Origin of the sequence: Nitrospira sp., from assembly GCA_024998565.1 — a bacterium.
Taxonomy (GTDB): domain Bacteria; phylum Nitrospirota; class Nitrospiria; order Nitrospirales; family Nitrospiraceae; genus Nitrospira_A.
On sequence record JACOEM010000007.1, the window covers coordinates 68719 to 83264 of the forward strand.

Here is a 14546-nt window from a genome sequence, read left to right on the forward strand (position 1 = left end):
GTAGGCTGGCGCGGGCGAAGAAGGAGGAACCGATGACTCCTGCATGGTCAGTGACTGGTTTCACGGTGTGCTGCATCCTGTATGTGCTGGGGGTGTTCTCTACTCCTTCAGCCCAGGCCGGCGGTTGCGAGAAATGGAAATCGGAGTTCCTGAGTGGGGCGATGACGCTGACCTCCTACATTAATACGCACCACAAATATTTTCAGAAGAAGCTGACCAGTGTCGAGTTTGAGGCGCAGGCCCTCAACCTTGTTGCCAAGCTGACGGCGCTTGAAGGTCGGGTCAAGGCTGTCGCGTCGTGTGTTCACCCCGAGGATAAATTCGAAGGCCGGAGGCGATTCCTGCTCCAGACGTTGGCTGTCGTGATTCCACTCATGAAGGCGGGGGATGTGGTGGCGCCGGAGATTCGCGACCGACTGGAACGGGAGGGGCATGACTGACGAGGTAGTGGCATGCAGGTCACGATGGTGGGGTTGTTGTCTTCGAGATGTCTAGAAGATCGGCTGATCAAAGGGACGATCACTGAGCTGGTCGCCTGAGGGAGGGCCTGTGGGAGATGCATTCTTCACACAGGCCCTCTGGAGGAGCAATGAGCTTGGATGCGCATTTACGCACAGTGGTCTCTCACTAACGTGTGGATGGTGAATCTGAACAGGCCGCAGGGTTGGCCAGGCAGTAAAGCGCCAATAAGAACACGCCGGTCCCAACTACCTGCTCAGCCGTATCGTTGGCGCGGGACTGGCTCTGAGTCATGAGCCGGTTCGGTGCCACCCACTCCACGGCTCCGTTCAGATACCGCACTTTGACCCACCCGTTCTCTTTGCCCAGGACGACGACCAGCTGATTCTCGAAGAGGTGGTCCAGATAGTACGTGTCGCCCCGATCGACGAAGCGATAGTCGGCAGCCTGACTGGTTACCGGCATGAGAAGTAAGAGGCTGCAAAGGCCAGCAATCAGGAATTTAGTCATCATGGCATTCTCCTTTTGTTTGGAACGTGGGTTTCGGTTCAATCGCAGTTGTTCCTGTGTTGAGCAAGGCGGGTGCCGAGACCGTTTGAATGGGAATAGTCTCGCAAGGCATTGAGATGTAAGTGAAAAGTGGCTTCAGCCACTAAGAAGTCTCTGTGGGGAGATTCCGTCCGTTCCCGGCATGCTGCGGGGGTTCTGAAAGGATGCTCAAAAATCCCAAGGTTGCAAGGGGCAGCCGCTCAGCGACAGAATCACGGATTTCTGCAGGATGGCTGATCGGCGCGGGAGAGGCTGCGGGAGGAATAGGGGGTTCAATAAGCTGGGGGATATCTGAGGGTAGCGGTAGGGCTATCCTACGACCATTGTCACATAAGATTTAGTCCTCAGAAGGATACTGGCCTGCCTGAGTCAGCCGGGCTTAGGCGCGAAGTAGCCAAGTATGGTCTGCTTTCCCGCCAAGGTCGCACAGGATTTTGTGGAGGTAATTCAGAGCCAGAAGGGCTCGTTGTATCGCGATGTGACGGCCAAGGTCCTCACCGACGGCGGGGCGACCAAGGATGAAATACTCGATGGTCTGGACTGATGGTGCCAATGGCGTTTGCTGTTTCTTGCCGACGAATGCCAATCCGGACAAGCTGCTGCGGACCGGCGTGGTCTTCTCCGACATTAAGAACCCCTTGGCCTCGATTGCTGGCAAGGCGCTGTTTTTCGTGGATACCTGCCATCCCGGCAATATCATGGGTGCCAGGCGGGGTGTCGCGGACATTAACGTCGTGGTCAACGAGCTGGCCAGCGCCGAAACGGCGCAGTGGTCTTTGCCTCCTCGACTGGCAGGCAATATTCGCTGGAAGATCAAGCCTGGGGAAACGGGGTCTTTAATAAGGCGTTGGTGGAAGGCCTGGGCGGCAAGGCAGACGATACGAGCAAGGGCACGATCAGCATCAACATGCTGGATCTGTATCTCTCCGAGCGAGTGAAGCAACTCACCGGCGGCAAGCAGACCCCCAGGGACCACCAAACCCAACACCGTTCCAGACTTCCCGATCACCCTGCGGCGCTGAGGCCGGTCCAACCGTTTTTGGCCTCTTCTTCCCTGCAGGGCGCGGCGAGCTCCTCCATTTTGCGGGGACGCCGCTCGCCTGGAATGGCAATGGCGTCAGCTTCCTCCTCCCGCTTTTTCTCGAGGGTTCCTCGGATACACTCGGTTTCACAAGAGATTTTGACGTAGTGCCCCGAATCATCTCCTGCGTGGACCCGCTGGCACTAGGATTGCGGTATCGCATTGGCATAACCCACTACGAAATGGAGGATGCCATGTTGGAACTCGCGCTCATCGTCTCGATCAGCATCCTGGCAGCACTGGATTTCCTGAACGTGGGGTCGGACGCAGATGGCCCACAGTCCCTTCAGCATGAATAACGCAGGACGTGTCTGAATTTTCACCACAGGAGGTGTCTCGTGGGAAACTTTATCCTTGGGGCGATTGTTGCAGTGCTGGGGCTTGCGTATGTCGGAGGCTGGGACCGGGGAATGAAGCGGTTGGTCACATCGTCGAGGTGCATCAGGTCGCGGACGTGGGCCTCATCAACGGTGAGCCGGACGCGGGTGTGCGCGTGAAGACGACCATCAGGAATGAGGGGAAAGAAGGGTTCCTTCGCGTGAAGGCACGATTGTCCAGTTCAGAGGGAGAATGGACCCGCGAGCAGAAGCTCCATTTCGATAGCGGTGAATCCAAAGAGCTGGCGTGGTTTTTTAGTGAACCCTCGGTCAACGCGTCCAACGTTCAGTCCTGGGTGGAAGTATCGCCTGGTGTCAGCTCGGTACAGGAATCAAAAAGAAAGGCGATCTGACACTACAGGTACGAATGGGGCCTGCTGCCTTCTGCTACAGCTGATCGGCTTCCGCTGTAGCGCCGCTCCACGGGTATGACCGGCGGCGACCTCACGCGGAGCCCGTAACACCTTCACATTCACCTCTTCCTTGCTAATAGCCACTCAGGCATTGCCTTTGCTCATTCCGAGATGAGGACCTTCCAGGGCCGACGCTGGAGATTCGGCGCAGAGGCCAGCAACCAGGCTTTATCACCCAGAGGTGCAACATGGCAGCGGAGAGCTCACAGACCATCACGTTGAGTGTGATCAAGGCGGACATCGGCGGCTTCGTCGGGCATTCGGCTATGCATCCGGCCTTGATGGATTGCGCAAGGGAGAAGCTTGCGGCGGCGAAAAGCGGCGGGCTGCTCGTCGATTACCATGTGTCGGCCTGCGGCGATGACTTGCAGCTCATCATGACGCATCGTCACGGCGTGGATCACGAGCGGATCCACCGTCTTGCCTGGGATACATTCGAGGCCGGCACTGCCGTCGCGAAGGAACTGCATCTCTACGGCGCAGGGCAGGATCTGCTGGCCGATGCCTTCAGTGGAAATGTGCGGGGGCAGGGGCCGGGCGTGGCCGAGATGGAGTTTGTGGAACGGAAGTCCGATCCGGTGCTGATTTTCATGGCGGACAAGACGTCGGCGGGTGCCTGGAATCTCCCCCTGTACAAGATGTTCGCCGATCCGTTCAATACGGCGGGTCTCGTCATTGCGCCCACGCTGCACCAGGGATTCCGGTTCGAGGTGCACGATATCTACGAGCACAAGAAGATCTTGTTCGATTGTCCCGAAGAACTCTACGACATGTTGATGTTCATCGGGTCCCCCGGTACGTACACGATCAAGTACGTGTACTCACGGGCGGACGGGACGATTGCGGCGGCCTCGTCGACGGAGCGGCTCTCGCTCATTGCGGGCAAGTATGTCGGGAAAGACGACCCGGTGATGATCGTCCGCGCGCAGCAGAACTTTCCAGCGGTGGGCGAAGTGCTCGATCCGTTCCGGTATCCCTGGATCATCGAGGGCTGGATGCGTGGTTCGCATTACGGTCCGCTCATGCCGGTCTCGGTGAAGCAGGCGACGCCGACCCGCTTCGATGGGCCTCCGCGCGTCGCCTGTCTGGGATTTCAATTGGCTGACGGCAAACTCGTCGGGCCGCGGGATATGTTCGACGATCCGTCGTATGATGAAGCGCGCCGGGATGCGAACCGGATCGCCGATGTGTTACGGATGCACGGTCCCTTTGAACCGCACCGGTTGCCCCTCGACGACATGGAGTACACGACCATGCCGCAGATTATGAAGAAGTTGGAAGGTCGCTGGGCAACGGTGTAGCTGGTTGCGGAGAACTATGGTCACGGTCGATCAGCAGGCAGTCGCCAGGAAATGGCAGGCGCGGGGCTTCAGTTGTGATCTTTGGGTTGATCCGCCCGGGCAAGTGTGGGAGGATTACCGCCACGCGACCGACGAGTTGGTGATGCCGGTCGAGGGCCGGTTGGAACTGGAGTTCGGGGGCCGGTGTGTCCGGCCCGAACCGGGCGAGGAGATCCTCATTCCGGCCGGAGTGTCCCATACCGTCAGAAACATCGGCGGCACCAGCGTGAAGTGGCTGTATGGATACAGTCGCTAACATCCGAGACGAACTGACTCAGCAGAGGGAGAGGAGCCCATGCCGACAACGACGCAATTTGTGGTGAGTGGACAGAGTAAGCCTGGAGTGCTGGCTGAAGTGGCGGCCGTGCTCGGGGCTGCGGGAGTCAACATCAAGGCGTTCTCTGCGCCCGAAGTCACCGGTCCGGGAAAGCTTCGCCTGATTGTGGCGGATGTGGATACGGCTCGTATTGCGCTGAGAAAATCCAAGATCAAGTTCCGTGAAGAGACCGCCCTGATTTTGAGTCTGGAGAATAAGCCCGGCGCCTTGAAACAGGTGGCCGATTCGCTCACCAGGGCTCGCATCAATGTGAAGTGCGGCTATTGCACCCCGTCGCGGGAAGGCAAACGCGCGATCGTGGTGCTGACCGTTTCGAATACGACCAAAGCCCTCGGGGTGCTGCGCACCCATTCACTCGACGAATTCTAATCCGCCTTATGCCGGGGGAGAAGAGGACAAGCACCAGCCGTCTTCTTCTCCCCCTGTTCGCGTTTCTCCTCACCACATGGCTCAGCGGCTGCTCCGGCTGGAGTCCGGCGCGTCCGTCGTATCCACCCGGCTATCCGTTAGGGTTTATCGAACGGGGCAGCGCGTCCTGGTACGGGCCCGGCTTCCACGGCAACCGCACGGCAAACGGTGAAGTCTACGACATGCACAAATTGACGGCGGCGCACCGGACGTTGCCGCTGGGGTCGGTGGCGGTCGTGCGATCTCTGAGCACCGGCCGGCAGGTGACCGTGCGGATCAACGATCGGGGGCCGTTTGCGCGCGGGAGAATTCTGGACCTGTCTTTGGCCGGAGCCCAGGCTGTCGGGATGGTCGGGCGCGGTACCGATGAAATCGAACTCCGGGTGATCAGTTACGAGGGACGAGCCGGGGGGATGGGGGTGTTGCGCGTGCAGGTCGGTTCCTTTGCCGATCCGGCCAACGCACGAGCTTTGGTCGAACGATTGAGGAGTGCCTATCCTGGCTCAAAGATCGTCGGCGTCGATCTTCCGGATGGTCGCCGGTATCGGGTGTATGCGGGACAATTTCAAACGGAGGTCGCAGCCGAGCAGGCCGCCGCGCATCTGAGACGGGCACTGGAGACCGATCCATTCATCGTGCGCGACGATGCGCCGGGGGCGACTACGGGGAATCCTTGAGGGTGCGGGAGCATGGTAAATAGTCTAAATGACTGATATGCTGACTAATTGTGCTCGGCATGGAAGTGTCGTAATGCTTGATGCGCCTGTCTGCCTGTGCTAATTGTAATACGCGATGGATGAAAGTGACCCGAGAGGACCCGGTCTGGTCGTCTTCTCACGACAGAGGGCAAGTCTTGCAGTTCGAACCCAAGGCTTCGGACTGATCCAAGGTTCCACCATTCACTCCTTCAACGTGAGTCTGCACCTCTAACCTCGATAGGTCTTATGGACATTATCGTTCTGATAGTCCTCATTCTGTTGTCCGCGGTGATTTCTGTTGTTGAAGTCGGATTCTACTCCGTCAACGATACGAAGCTCAGGGCGCTGGCCGATACGGGCAGCAAGCGGGCGGAGATGGCCCTCCATCTTCGAACCGATCCGCAACGCCTCCTGCTGACCATCCTGGTCGGAGATCGACTGATCGACACCGCCACCGCATCGCTGGCCACGATTATTGCGCTGAACCGATTCGGAGGGCAGGGGCTGGAAGGTGTGCTGGGCGAGGCCTTCGCGGTCCTGGTCGGTATTCTGACCTTTGTTCTGTTGGTGTTTGCCGACCTGGTGCCCAAGACTCTGGCGGCCAAGTACTCGGTTCCCGTGGTGTTGAACATGGCCTATCCGGCCTATGCGGCTCAGCAGGTGCTCACGCCTATCATGTTCTTCGTGGTGCCCCTCATCTATAAGTTGACCGGCGGTAAAGGGCTCAACGTGCCCTTCGTCACGGAAGAAGAGCTGAAGATCATGCTCGATCAGAGCAGCAAGAGCGGCGCGATTGAGGCGCAGGAAGTGAAGATGATCAAGAACGTCTTCCAGCTGAAGGATATCACGGCGGAAGATTGCATGACCCCGCGTATCTACATGTTCTCGCTCGACTGCAATCAGTATCTGCGCGAAGCGAAGGAACTCCTGTTCAAGTCCAAGTATTCGCGTATCCCGTTATACGAAGGCACGTTGGATAACATTATCGGGATTCTCTACAAGACCAAGGCGTTGACGGCGTTGGCCCAAGGGCATACGGAGATGAAGCTTCGCGACATCGCGCAGCCCGCTCTGTTTATCCCGCATACGAAATCCGCGGACGACCTGATGAAGCAGTTTCAGTTGGACAAACGCCACATGGCGATTGTGGTCAACGAGTTCGGTGGTGTGATGGGCCTGGTCACGTTGGAAGACCTGCTGGAAGAGGTGGTCGGCGAGATTGTCGATGAGACGGATATCACCGAAGAGTTGATCAAGCGTATCGGTAAGAACCAGATCCTGGTGCATGGACGCACCGAGGTCCGGAAGGTCAACGATTTCCTCAAGGTGGATTTAGGCGACGATGCCGTGACGATCAGCGGTCTGGTGCAGCATGAACTGGGCAGGATTCCCAAGGTCGGTGAAGAAGTGCATATCGCCAATTGTCGCCTGGTCATTCATGAGGCGGACCCGCGGGTCATCAAGAGCGTCAATATCTACAAGGAAGAAAAACACCCCATCACGCATGAGCCCATCGTCGATGAGCATGTCTCTGTCACTCAGGCGTCACTAGAGCGGTAAATTCCGTTTCCGTCAGAACCCGCACTCCCAGTTTCCGGGCCTGGTCCAGTTTCGACCCCGGATCGGTCCCTGCCACCACAAACGATGTCTTCTTGCTGACACTCGACGAGACCTGTCCCCCCTGTTGTTCCACCAACTGTTTGGCCTGATCGCGGGTGTAGTTGGCCAGCCCACCGGTAAAGACGAACGTCTTGCCGGCCAGGCTCTGGCTGCCGGCTGCGTTCTCAGTGGTCGGGGGAGCGATCGTCAGACCTCGTTCGATCAGGCGGGCAATCACCGCCCGGTTCCGTTCTTCGCTGAAGAACGAGTCGAGACTGGCAGAAATCTCCGGGCCGATTTCGCGCACCTGCAGCAATTCCTCCTGCGTCGCCGACATCAGCTTCGACAGGGTACCGAACTGTTTCGCCAGGACGCGAGCGATGTGCTGCCCCACCTGCCTGATTCCCAGCCCCATCAAGAGCCGCTCCAGTGAGACGGATTTACTGCGTTCAATCGATTCAAGGAGCAGGCTTGCCGATCGGTCGGCGAATCCCTCCAGCGTGAGTATCTGCTCTTTGGTCAGGCTGTAGAGATCGGCCAGGTCCCGGACAAACCCGACATCGACCAGTTGAGCGATCGTCTTCTTTCCCATCCCGTCGATATCCAGCGCGCTCTTCGAGGCGAAGTGTTCGATGCCGCCCTTCAGTTGGGCGACGCAGACGGTCTGGCCGGTGCAGTAGAAGTAGGCCCCTTCACGCGCCACTGCCGAGCCGCACACCGGGCAGTGGTCGGGCATCACGAACGGCTCCTGTCTCACCTCTCCGGGAACCGGGACCCGTTCGGCAATGGCGGGGATCACGTCACCGGCGCGTTCCACCTTGACCGTGTCACCCACGCGGACATCCTTTCGCGCGACCTCATCTGCATTGTGGAGGGTGGCCCGGCTGATTGTGACACCTCCGACCTCCACCGGTTTCAGCAGGGCCAACGGCGTCAGGGTGCCGGTCCGACCGACCGAGACGGCGATGTCCTGAATGACCGTGATCTCTTTTCGGGGGGCAAACTTGTAGGCGATGGCCCAACGTGGGCTGCGGGATTTGCTGCCCAGCTGGTCCTGCCACGTCCGGCGGTCGAGTTTGACCACCACGCCGTCAATTTCAAAGGGAAGCGAGTCCCGCATCGCATCGGTGGCCTGTTGGAACGAGAGGACTTCGTCAATCGAGCGGCAACGTTGCCGGTGTTCGGGAACAGGAAGTCCCCAGGCGGCCAAGGCGTCCAACTCCTCCCAGTGGGTGGGTGGAGCTGTGCCGGAGATCGCCATGATGTCGTAACAGGTCAGGGTCAAGGGTCGCGACGCGGTGATGCGGCTGTCCAGCTGCCGCAACGATCCTGCTGCGGCATTGCGTGGGTTCGCAAACGCTTCCTCGCCGCGTTCCGTCATGCGACGGTTGAGCGCCTGAAATTCATCCAGCCGCATATACACTTCTCCGCGCACCACCAAATGCGCAGGCAGGGAGGGCTGGGGATCGAGCTGCAGCGGCAGCGCGCGAATCGTTCGCAGATTGATCGTCACGTCTTCGCCGACCATGCCGTCTCCTCGTGTGGAACCACGGACGAAGGCGCCCCGATCGTAAACCAGTTCCACCGAAAGGCCATCGAATTTCGGTTCCACCGTGTAGACGATCTGGTCGGTTTCCAGCTCCCGCTTCATGCGCGCGTCGAAGGCCCGGACATCTTCCTGATCGGTAATCGAATCGAGACTCAGCATCGGTTTCTCGTGGGAAACCTTGATGAGTTCCTCCAGCGGTGGTGCGCCGACTCGTTGGGTGGGCGAGTCGCCGGTGACCAGGTCGGGATGCGCCGTTTCGAGGTCGACGAGCTCGCGGAAGAGCCGGTCGTATTCCGCGTCCGAAATCTCCGGCCGGTCCTTCGTGTAATAGAGGTGATCGTGATGGCGGATTTGGCGACGAAGATCGGCGATCCGTTGTTCGGCTGTCTGATGAGGCATGGGCTGCTTACTCACGAATAAATTGGGCCGCGAAGCTGCGGATCTCATGTCCGTTCAACACATGAAAGCGCCGCAAGCGGTCGATCATCTGTCCTGAAAACCGGCTCAACGGAATCGGCACCAGGCGCCGGTCGAATTGCCTGGCAATCTGTCTCCAGCGCGCCTTGGGCGGAACCGGTGTTACCAGGGCCAGGTGTGTTTCACGTGAATGGACCGCTCCGGCCGCAATCAACCGTTCTTCGAGGGTCCTGGCAAATCCGAGTGTTTCGTCGGTCCAGATGTCGGGGATCGGGCGGGGCGGGAACATAAACAGGGCGCCGCCGTAGCGCGATTGCCCGATGCCCGGCGCGATCATGTTGTTCAGGAAGGGTGTCGCGTAGAAACAGAGCGTGGACTCCTGCGCATGTTCGGCATACCAGGTGGCCTGCCAGCTGTATTGCTCCGGATCGCCGGGGGTGTCGAACAGAAAGATCACCGTATCCACATTCCCGCGCGCGGGGGGAATCTCTTTGACGTAAATCTCCATCCGTTGCGGACGACCCGGCTGTTGGCGCTGATGCCAATGGCGCAGACTCTCCCGGATGTCGATCCCGTCTTTCATCGAGGTGGTGAACTTCTCGCTCTTGGCGAGATCGGCCCCGATGATGGCCTTGGCCTGCTCACGGACATGGGTGTGGAAACTTTCGATCTTGGAATCTTCCGGCGGCCAGGAACATTGTCGATGCGGATTCCACAGATAGGACCACTGCCGGCTCGTGCGACGCGGCGGGCGGGGCCGGAGCGAGAGCGAGCGCCAGGCCAGGGGCGTACCCTGGAGCCGGTTGGTCGCCCGCACGATCTGCTCATCCGGCAGAGCGAACCGGCCGAGCCCGGCCGAGAGATGAGGGACGTGGCTCTGTTCGATGTCTTGATAGGAGTAACTTTTGGCAGTTTCGAGGAGGCGAACCGCGAAGTCGTCACCTGCCATCTGTTTTGCCGCGAGGACCAGCGTGTAGAGGTCGGGCGTCAATCGTCGGTCCAACAGCGCGTGGTTCCGCACATACTGCAAGTAGGCTTGCAGCAACTGCGGTGTCACCCAGGTGGGGACGGTGTGACCCTCCGCGTCATGGCCGGTCTGCCACCTTGTGCGTGTTTCGAGCAGAAGTTCTTTGATCCCGTCGATGGAGAGGTGGCGGTCCGAATGGACGGTCGCGCGACGTCGCTCATACAGCTCTGTGAGGAACGGCAGTTCACCCAAGACAAAATAGAGTGAGGCCGGCTCGACGAGGTACCGTTCGGGGCGCCCGAAGTCGAGCGCCGGGATTTGATAGTCGGTTCGTTGCTGATAGGCCTGACGAATCCAGGGCCAGTCTGCGAAGTGGCACAAGCAGAGAATCTGCTCGTACTCCATTTCGAGTTGGTGGAGTTGAAACGCCATCCAGGCGATGCGGACCTGCTGTTGACTGCCCTCCGCAGGCGGCGTGAGCGTGGGTACCATTGCGGCGGCAAAGGTGGCGTAGGGGAGGCGTTTGAGTGCGTAGGCATCGGGAGAGACGAAGGGCACCGGTTCCACGACGGCCGTTTCGCGATCGATATAGGCCCTGGGGATGCCTTCTCCCATGGCGACGCGAATCCCCATGACGACTGCCTGGCAGGGATCGACCGGCACGTAGTTCACCGTGGCGGCGCCTTCCTGATCGCGTTCCGGTTGGACGATCACGCTGATCGTCGGCAGGTCCAGCACGGCTTCTTCCAGCGGATGCTCGAAGGAAGGCGGAAGCGGAACCGCGAGGCAATCGAATCGACGGTCGGTCAGCCTCTCGCGCACTTCCTGAGCGACATCGCCGCTGCCGTGCAGGAGCGGGAACAGTTCGATGCGTGGTGACAGGCGGAAGACGGAGTCGGCGGTGGAGGATGACACTGCCATTATCGGCCGGGATGTAGAGGGTCGTCGCTTTCGAAAAAGAAATCGCCGAGGCCCTGCGGCAGGGCCTGGTCGCCCAGGGCGCGCTTTCGACGGCGTGACTGAGTCGGCAGATCGAGCGCTTCTTCGCCGAGGACTTTCATCAGTGATTCCCGCCAGGCGGCATCGGCCGACAGCGGGTGCGTCGGGTCCTGCGCGCGACGCTTCAGCGCGTATTGCAGGAGATGAATGCCGTCGCGCACGGAATATTCGAGACTGAGCTGGTGGGCCTCCTGGAGAAAGTCGACGGTCATGGCCAGCATCTCCGCCGGCGCGAAGGGCAGGTGATACCGGAGGATCGCCAGTTCGTCTTCGCGCGCCGGGAACCCCATGCCCAGCGTCGGCTGCAAGCGCGAGAGAATATAGTCGGGCACCTCATACGTGGACGCGTCTTCGTTCATGGTCACGCAGCAGCGAAACTCGGCATGGGCGTTGATCAGAATGCCGGCGATGATGGATTCCACGCAGCGCCGGTGATCCAGGAGCGGAGCCAGCGAGGCCCAGCTTTTCTCGTTCATGCGGTTGCCTTCGTCCAGCACGCAGATGCTGCCTGTGAGCACCGCAGTGACCAGCGGCGAGGCGTGGTAACTGATGGTGCCGGATTCCGCCAGGACGGGCGTGATCAGCAGGTCTTCCGGGCGGGTGTCGGCTGTGCACTGAAACACGTAGAGGTCCTGCTTGCGTTCGCGGGCTCCCGCCATCGCCAGAGTGGTCTTGCCGATGCCCGGCTGACCGGTGATGCGGGGAGACAGCGGTAGGTCACGCTCGTCGATCACCAGCCAGCAGGCCAGTAACTGTTTGAGAATCTCCCGGTTTCCGATCCATTCCTGGCCCATCGTCATGGGCTGAGCCAGGTGCAGCGTAATGCCTTCGATGGTGACGGTGCGGGAGGTGCCCGGTTGTGCGCTGGGTGACATGGTCTTTCGTGCCGGTGATTGGATAGAATAGGCGGAACGGCGATCTGGTGCGAACGGTAGCATAGGGGGGGGGAGGGGGTCAAACGTCTCTGCAGCCCATTTCACTTTGACTTTCGCTGCCTTGGACCGTATTCTACCCACTTTCGAAGGCTGCGAATCGGAAGCGGATGCGCCATGCGCGGGTTACCTTGATGACATTCGAAAGCCTCTCCTGGAGAAGGCCGCAACGAAGGAGCGACATGATGAGTCAGCGAAACTCACGGATGAGACACGCAGTAGTGGTTCCGATCGGGTTGCTCGTACTGAGCGGCCTGAGTGTGAGCGGATGCGTGATGTCGGAGAAGTACGAAGCCGAAAAAGCGCGCAGCCTGAACTTCCAGCGGCTCCTGGCGCAGGAAGAAAAGCGCAGCGCCGAACTGGACAGCGAAGTCAAACGAAGCAAACGCGAACTGAGTGAGTACGAGGCCCGCAATCGGGAACTCGGCGCTCAGGTGGAAGCGGTGCGTCAGCAGGCGGCTCAAATTCAGGAAGAGGCCCAGGCGATGAAGGAAGCCAGCCTGCTGGAGAAGCGGGCGCATGAAGATATGAAGCGCCTGACGACAATTCCATCCAAGACGAAAAAGGCCGCAGCTGCGGCGAAGAAGGACTTTACGGCCGCCGTCGATGAGGCGTTGAAGGCGGATGTGTCGTCGGAGTTGAGTCTGGAATCGGCGAAGGACGCAGCCAAGAATGTGCTCGGTCAGGAACAGGCGGGAGCGGATGCCCTCGGTGCAACTTCGGCATCGGCAACCGGCAACACTCACACGGTGCGTCCCGGTGAAACCCTGTATCGCATCGGGCAGAAGTATCACGTCGGTGTGGACCAATTGCGGAAGTGGAACAATTTGGACAATAGCACGGTTGTGGTCGGACAGAAGTTGATCATCAGCCGGCCCTAGTGTCGCGATTGTCGTGCCTTATGAGTAGACAACAATACTCTCTCACTCTGGATGAATTCCGAGCCCTCGCGGCGGAAGGCAATCTGATTCCGCTCTATCGGGAAATTCTGGCGGACTATGAGACGCCCGTGTCGGCGTTTGCCAAAATCGACCATGGGCCGACGGCCTATCTGCTCGAGAGTGTGGCCGGTGGTGAAAATTGGGCGCGGTATTCGTTCCTGGGTAGCGGCTCATCGGCGGTGATCCGCGAGGAGAAGGGTGACTTGGTCTTGACGCGGGGGAAGAAGAACCTGCGGATTCAAAGTCGTGGTAATCCGCTGGAGCGGCTGCGCGAATTGATGGAAGAGTATCGTCCGGTGACCGTGCCCGGCCTGCCCCGGTTCGTCGGCGGCGCGGTGGGCTACTTCAGTTACGATATGGTGCGGACGTTCGAGGAGCTGCCGGCGCTGCGCAAAGACAGCCTCGGCCTGCCGGACTTTGCCTTTCTGCTCACCGACACGCTGCTGATCTTCGACAACGTCTCGCAGAAAATCAAAGTGGTTGCGAACGCCTACCTGGAATCGACCAAGGAACGGGACATCCGTGACGCCTATCGCCATGCCACCACGCGGATTGAAAAGATGATTGCGCGGCTGAAGCGGCCGGTGCGGCAACCGCGGCAGAAACGCCGCCGGAAACCGATCACCTTTACGTCCAACATGAACAAGGCCGATTTCGAGAAGATGGTCGTGCGGACCAAGGAGTACATCCGCTCGGGCGATATCGTGCAAGCCGTCTTGTCTCAACGGTGGGAAACGCAAATCCATACGACGCCGTTTCAACTCTATCGCGCCCTCCGAGTCATCAATCCCTCGCCCTACATGTATTACCTGCGTGTGGCGGGCGTGGAGCTGGTGGGGTCTTCGCCGGAGACGCTGGTGCGTTGTGAAGACGGCCAGATCTCACTGCGCCCCATTGCCGGCACGCGGCGCCGCGGGCAGACGCCCGAAGAAGATCAGGACCTGGCGCGACGGCTGTTGGCGGATGAAAAAGAGCGGGCCGAACATGTGATGCTGGTGGATCTCGGACGCAACGACGTGGGTCGGGTGGCAGCCAGAGGCTCGGTGAAGGTGGAGTCGCTGATGCAGGTCGAGCGGTATTCGCATGTCATGCATATTGTGTCGCAAGTGACGGGACAGTTGGAAAGCAACAAATCCGTGTACGATGTTATGCGAGCCTGTTTCCCGGCGGGGACCGTGTCGGGTGCGCCGAAGATTCGCGCGATGGAAATCATCGAGGAATTGGAGCCGACGCGCCGCGGGCCCTATGCGGGAGCGGTGGGGTATTTCGGCTTTTCCGGCAACATGGACATGTGCATCAACATTCGGACCGTCGTGATCAAGGGGCGGCAGGCTTATATTCAAGCGGGAGCCGGTATCGTCGCCGATTCGATTCCTGAACATGAATACGAAGAAACCTGCAACAAGGCGCGAGCGATGATGAAAGCCATCGAACTCGCCGAGCAGGGATTGGAATGAGCGCGTGAAACGTGACAGGTCAA

General features: G+C 59.6%; 15 protein-coding genes. 11 read left to right on the top strand and 4 right to left on the bottom strand.

All coding sequences use genetic code 11. From position 1 onward, the window contains the following. Window positions 1–32 precede the first annotated feature (32 nt). Window positions 33–440 carry a hypothetical protein gene (locus H8K11_12480; protein ID MCS6264564.1) on the top strand — a complete coding sequence of 136 codons (408 nt, stop codon included), beginning with the start codon at window positions 33–35 and terminating at the stop codon, window positions 438–440. A gap of 187 nt (window positions 441–627) precedes the next feature. Here H8K11_12480 and H8K11_12485 read toward each other — a convergent pair whose 3' ends face one another. Beyond that, on the bottom strand, window positions 628–972 hold the full coding sequence (locus H8K11_12485) for a hypothetical protein (GenBank protein MCS6264565.1): 345 nt from the start codon (window positions 970–972) through the stop codon (window positions 628–630). A 436-nt stretch (window positions 973–1408) separates the two neighbouring features. Between H8K11_12485 and H8K11_12490 the strand changes: the two genes are divergently transcribed. The 8 genes from H8K11_12490 (at window position 1409) to H8K11_12525 (ending at window position 7222) form a co-directional block, all read left to right on the top strand. Further along, complete coding sequence (locus H8K11_12490; GenBank protein MCS6264566.1) at window positions 1409–1552, top strand: hypothetical protein; 144 nt, start codon at window positions 1409–1411, stop codon at window positions 1550–1552. Beyond that, window positions 1539–1946, top strand: coding sequence for a hypothetical protein (locus H8K11_12495; GenBank protein ID MCS6264567.1), 408 nt, complete (start codon window positions 1539–1541; stop codon window positions 1944–1946). Before H8K11_12490 ends, H8K11_12495 begins: the two co-directional genes overlap by 14 nt. Before the next feature lie 636 nt (window positions 1947–2582). Further along, window positions 2583–2819: a hypothetical protein gene (locus H8K11_12500; GenBank protein ID MCS6264568.1), complete on the top strand. Its 237-nt coding sequence runs from the start codon at window positions 2583–2585 to the stop codon at window positions 2817–2819. A gap of 248 nt (window positions 2820–3067) precedes the next feature. Continuing rightward, on the top strand, window positions 3068–4180 hold the full coding sequence (locus H8K11_12505; GenBank protein MCS6264569.1) for a fructose 1,6-bisphosphatase: 1113 nt from the start codon (window positions 3068–3070) through the stop codon (window positions 4178–4180). Between the two features lie 16 nt (window positions 4181–4196). Beyond that, a complete protein-coding gene (locus H8K11_12510; protein MCS6264570.1) occupies window positions 4197–4475 on the top strand; it encodes a cupin domain-containing protein in 279 nt (92 codons plus the stop codon). A gap of 39 nt (window positions 4476–4514) precedes the next feature. Then, window positions 4515–4925, top strand: a complete 411-nt coding sequence (locus H8K11_12515) for an ACT domain-containing protein (GenBank protein ID MCS6264571.1) — start codon at window positions 4515–4517, stop codon at window positions 4923–4925. Between the two features lie 8 nt (window positions 4926–4933). Continuing rightward, window positions 4934–5641 (top strand): septal ring lytic transglycosylase RlpA family protein, encoded by a 708-nt coding sequence (locus tag H8K11_12520; GenBank protein ID MCS6264572.1) that lies wholly within the window; start codon window positions 4934–4936, stop codon window positions 5639–5641. Window positions 5642–5908: 267 nt separating this feature from the next. After that, complete coding sequence (locus H8K11_12525) at window positions 5909–7222, top strand: HlyC/CorC family transporter (protein MCS6264573.1); 1314 nt, start codon at window positions 5909–5911, stop codon at window positions 7220–7222. Here H8K11_12525 and ligA read toward each other — a convergent pair. The 3 genes from ligA to H8K11_12540 are packed head-to-tail and all read right to left on the bottom strand — an operon-like array spanning window position 7197 to window position 12068. Then, complete coding sequence (gene ligA / locus H8K11_12530; GenBank protein MCS6264574.1) at window positions 7197–9209, bottom strand: NAD-dependent DNA ligase LigA; 2013 nt, start codon at window positions 9207–9209, stop codon at window positions 7197–7199. The genes H8K11_12525 and ligA overlap by 26 nt on opposite strands. A gap of 7 nt (window positions 9210–9216) precedes the next feature. Then, complete coding sequence (locus tag H8K11_12535) at window positions 9217–11115, bottom strand: hypothetical protein (GenBank protein ID MCS6264575.1); 1899 nt, start codon at window positions 11113–11115, stop codon at window positions 9217–9219. Next, window positions 11115–12068: an AAA family ATPase gene (locus H8K11_12540; protein MCS6264576.1), complete on the bottom strand. Its 954-nt coding sequence runs from the start codon at window positions 12066–12068 to the stop codon at window positions 11115–11117. Before H8K11_12540 ends, H8K11_12535 begins: the two co-directional genes overlap by 1 nt. Before the next feature lie 239 nt (window positions 12069–12307). Between H8K11_12540 and H8K11_12545 the strand changes: the two genes are divergently transcribed. Together H8K11_12545 and trpE are read left to right on the top strand one after the other, a co-directional pair. Continuing rightward, the gene (locus tag H8K11_12545) at window positions 12308–13006 is read left to right on the top strand and encodes a LysM peptidoglycan-binding domain-containing protein (GenBank protein MCS6264577.1); all 699 of its coding nucleotides are present in this window, start codon (window positions 12308–12310) and stop codon (window positions 13004–13006) included. Window positions 13007–13026: 20 nt separating this feature from the next. Then, window positions 13027–14523, top strand: coding sequence for an anthranilate synthase component I (gene trpE / locus H8K11_12550; protein MCS6264578.1), 1497 nt, complete (start codon window positions 13027–13029; stop codon window positions 14521–14523). Window positions 14524–14546: the final 23 nt, after the last annotated feature.

Excerpts from the sequence above, each read along its gene's own strand:
- H8K11_12545 (MCS6264577.1), top strand. The coding sequence starts at position 12,308 with ATGATGAGTCAGCGAAACTCACGGATGAGACACGCAGTAGTGGTTCCG.
- H8K11_12485 (MCS6264565.1), bottom strand. The coding sequence starts at position 972 with ATGATGACTAAATTCCTGATTGCTGGCCTTTGCAGCCTCTTACTTCTC.
- H8K11_12480 (MCS6264564.1), top strand. The coding sequence starts at position 33 with ATGACTCCTGCATGGTCAGTGACTGGTTTCACGGTGTGCTGCATCCTG.
- H8K11_12495 (MCS6264567.1), top strand. The coding sequence starts at position 1,539 with ATGGTCTGGACTGATGGTGCCAATGGCGTTTGCTGTTTCTTGCCGACG.
- ligA (MCS6264574.1), bottom strand. The coding sequence starts at position 9,209 with ATGCCTCATCAGACAGCCGAACAACGGATCGCCGATCTTCGTCGCCAA.
- H8K11_12510 (MCS6264570.1), top strand. The coding sequence starts at position 4,197 with ATGGTCACGGTCGATCAGCAGGCAGTCGCCAGGAAATGGCAGGCGCGG.
- H8K11_12540 (MCS6264576.1), bottom strand. The coding sequence starts at position 12,068 with ATGTCACCCAGCGCACAACCGGGCACCTCCCGCACCGTCACCATCGAA.
- H8K11_12525 (MCS6264573.1), top strand. The coding sequence starts at position 5,909 with ATGGACATTATCGTTCTGATAGTCCTCATTCTGTTGTCCGCGGTGATT.
- H8K11_12520 (MCS6264572.1), top strand. The coding sequence starts at position 4,934 with ATGCCGGGGGAGAAGAGGACAAGCACCAGCCGTCTTCTTCTCCCCCTG.
- trpE (MCS6264578.1), top strand. The coding sequence starts at position 13,027 with ATGAGTAGACAACAATACTCTCTCACTCTGGATGAATTCCGAGCCCTC.
- H8K11_12515 (MCS6264571.1), top strand. The coding sequence starts at position 4,515 with ATGCCGACAACGACGCAATTTGTGGTGAGTGGACAGAGTAAGCCTGGA.
- H8K11_12490 (MCS6264566.1), top strand. The coding sequence starts at position 1,409 with ATGGTCTGCTTTCCCGCCAAGGTCGCACAGGATTTTGTGGAGGTAATT.
- H8K11_12535 (MCS6264575.1), bottom strand. The coding sequence starts at position 11,115 with ATGGCAGTGTCATCCTCCACCGCCGACTCCGTCTTCCGCCTGTCACCA.
- H8K11_12505 (MCS6264569.1), top strand. The coding sequence starts at position 3,068 with ATGGCAGCGGAGAGCTCACAGACCATCACGTTGAGTGTGATCAAGGCG.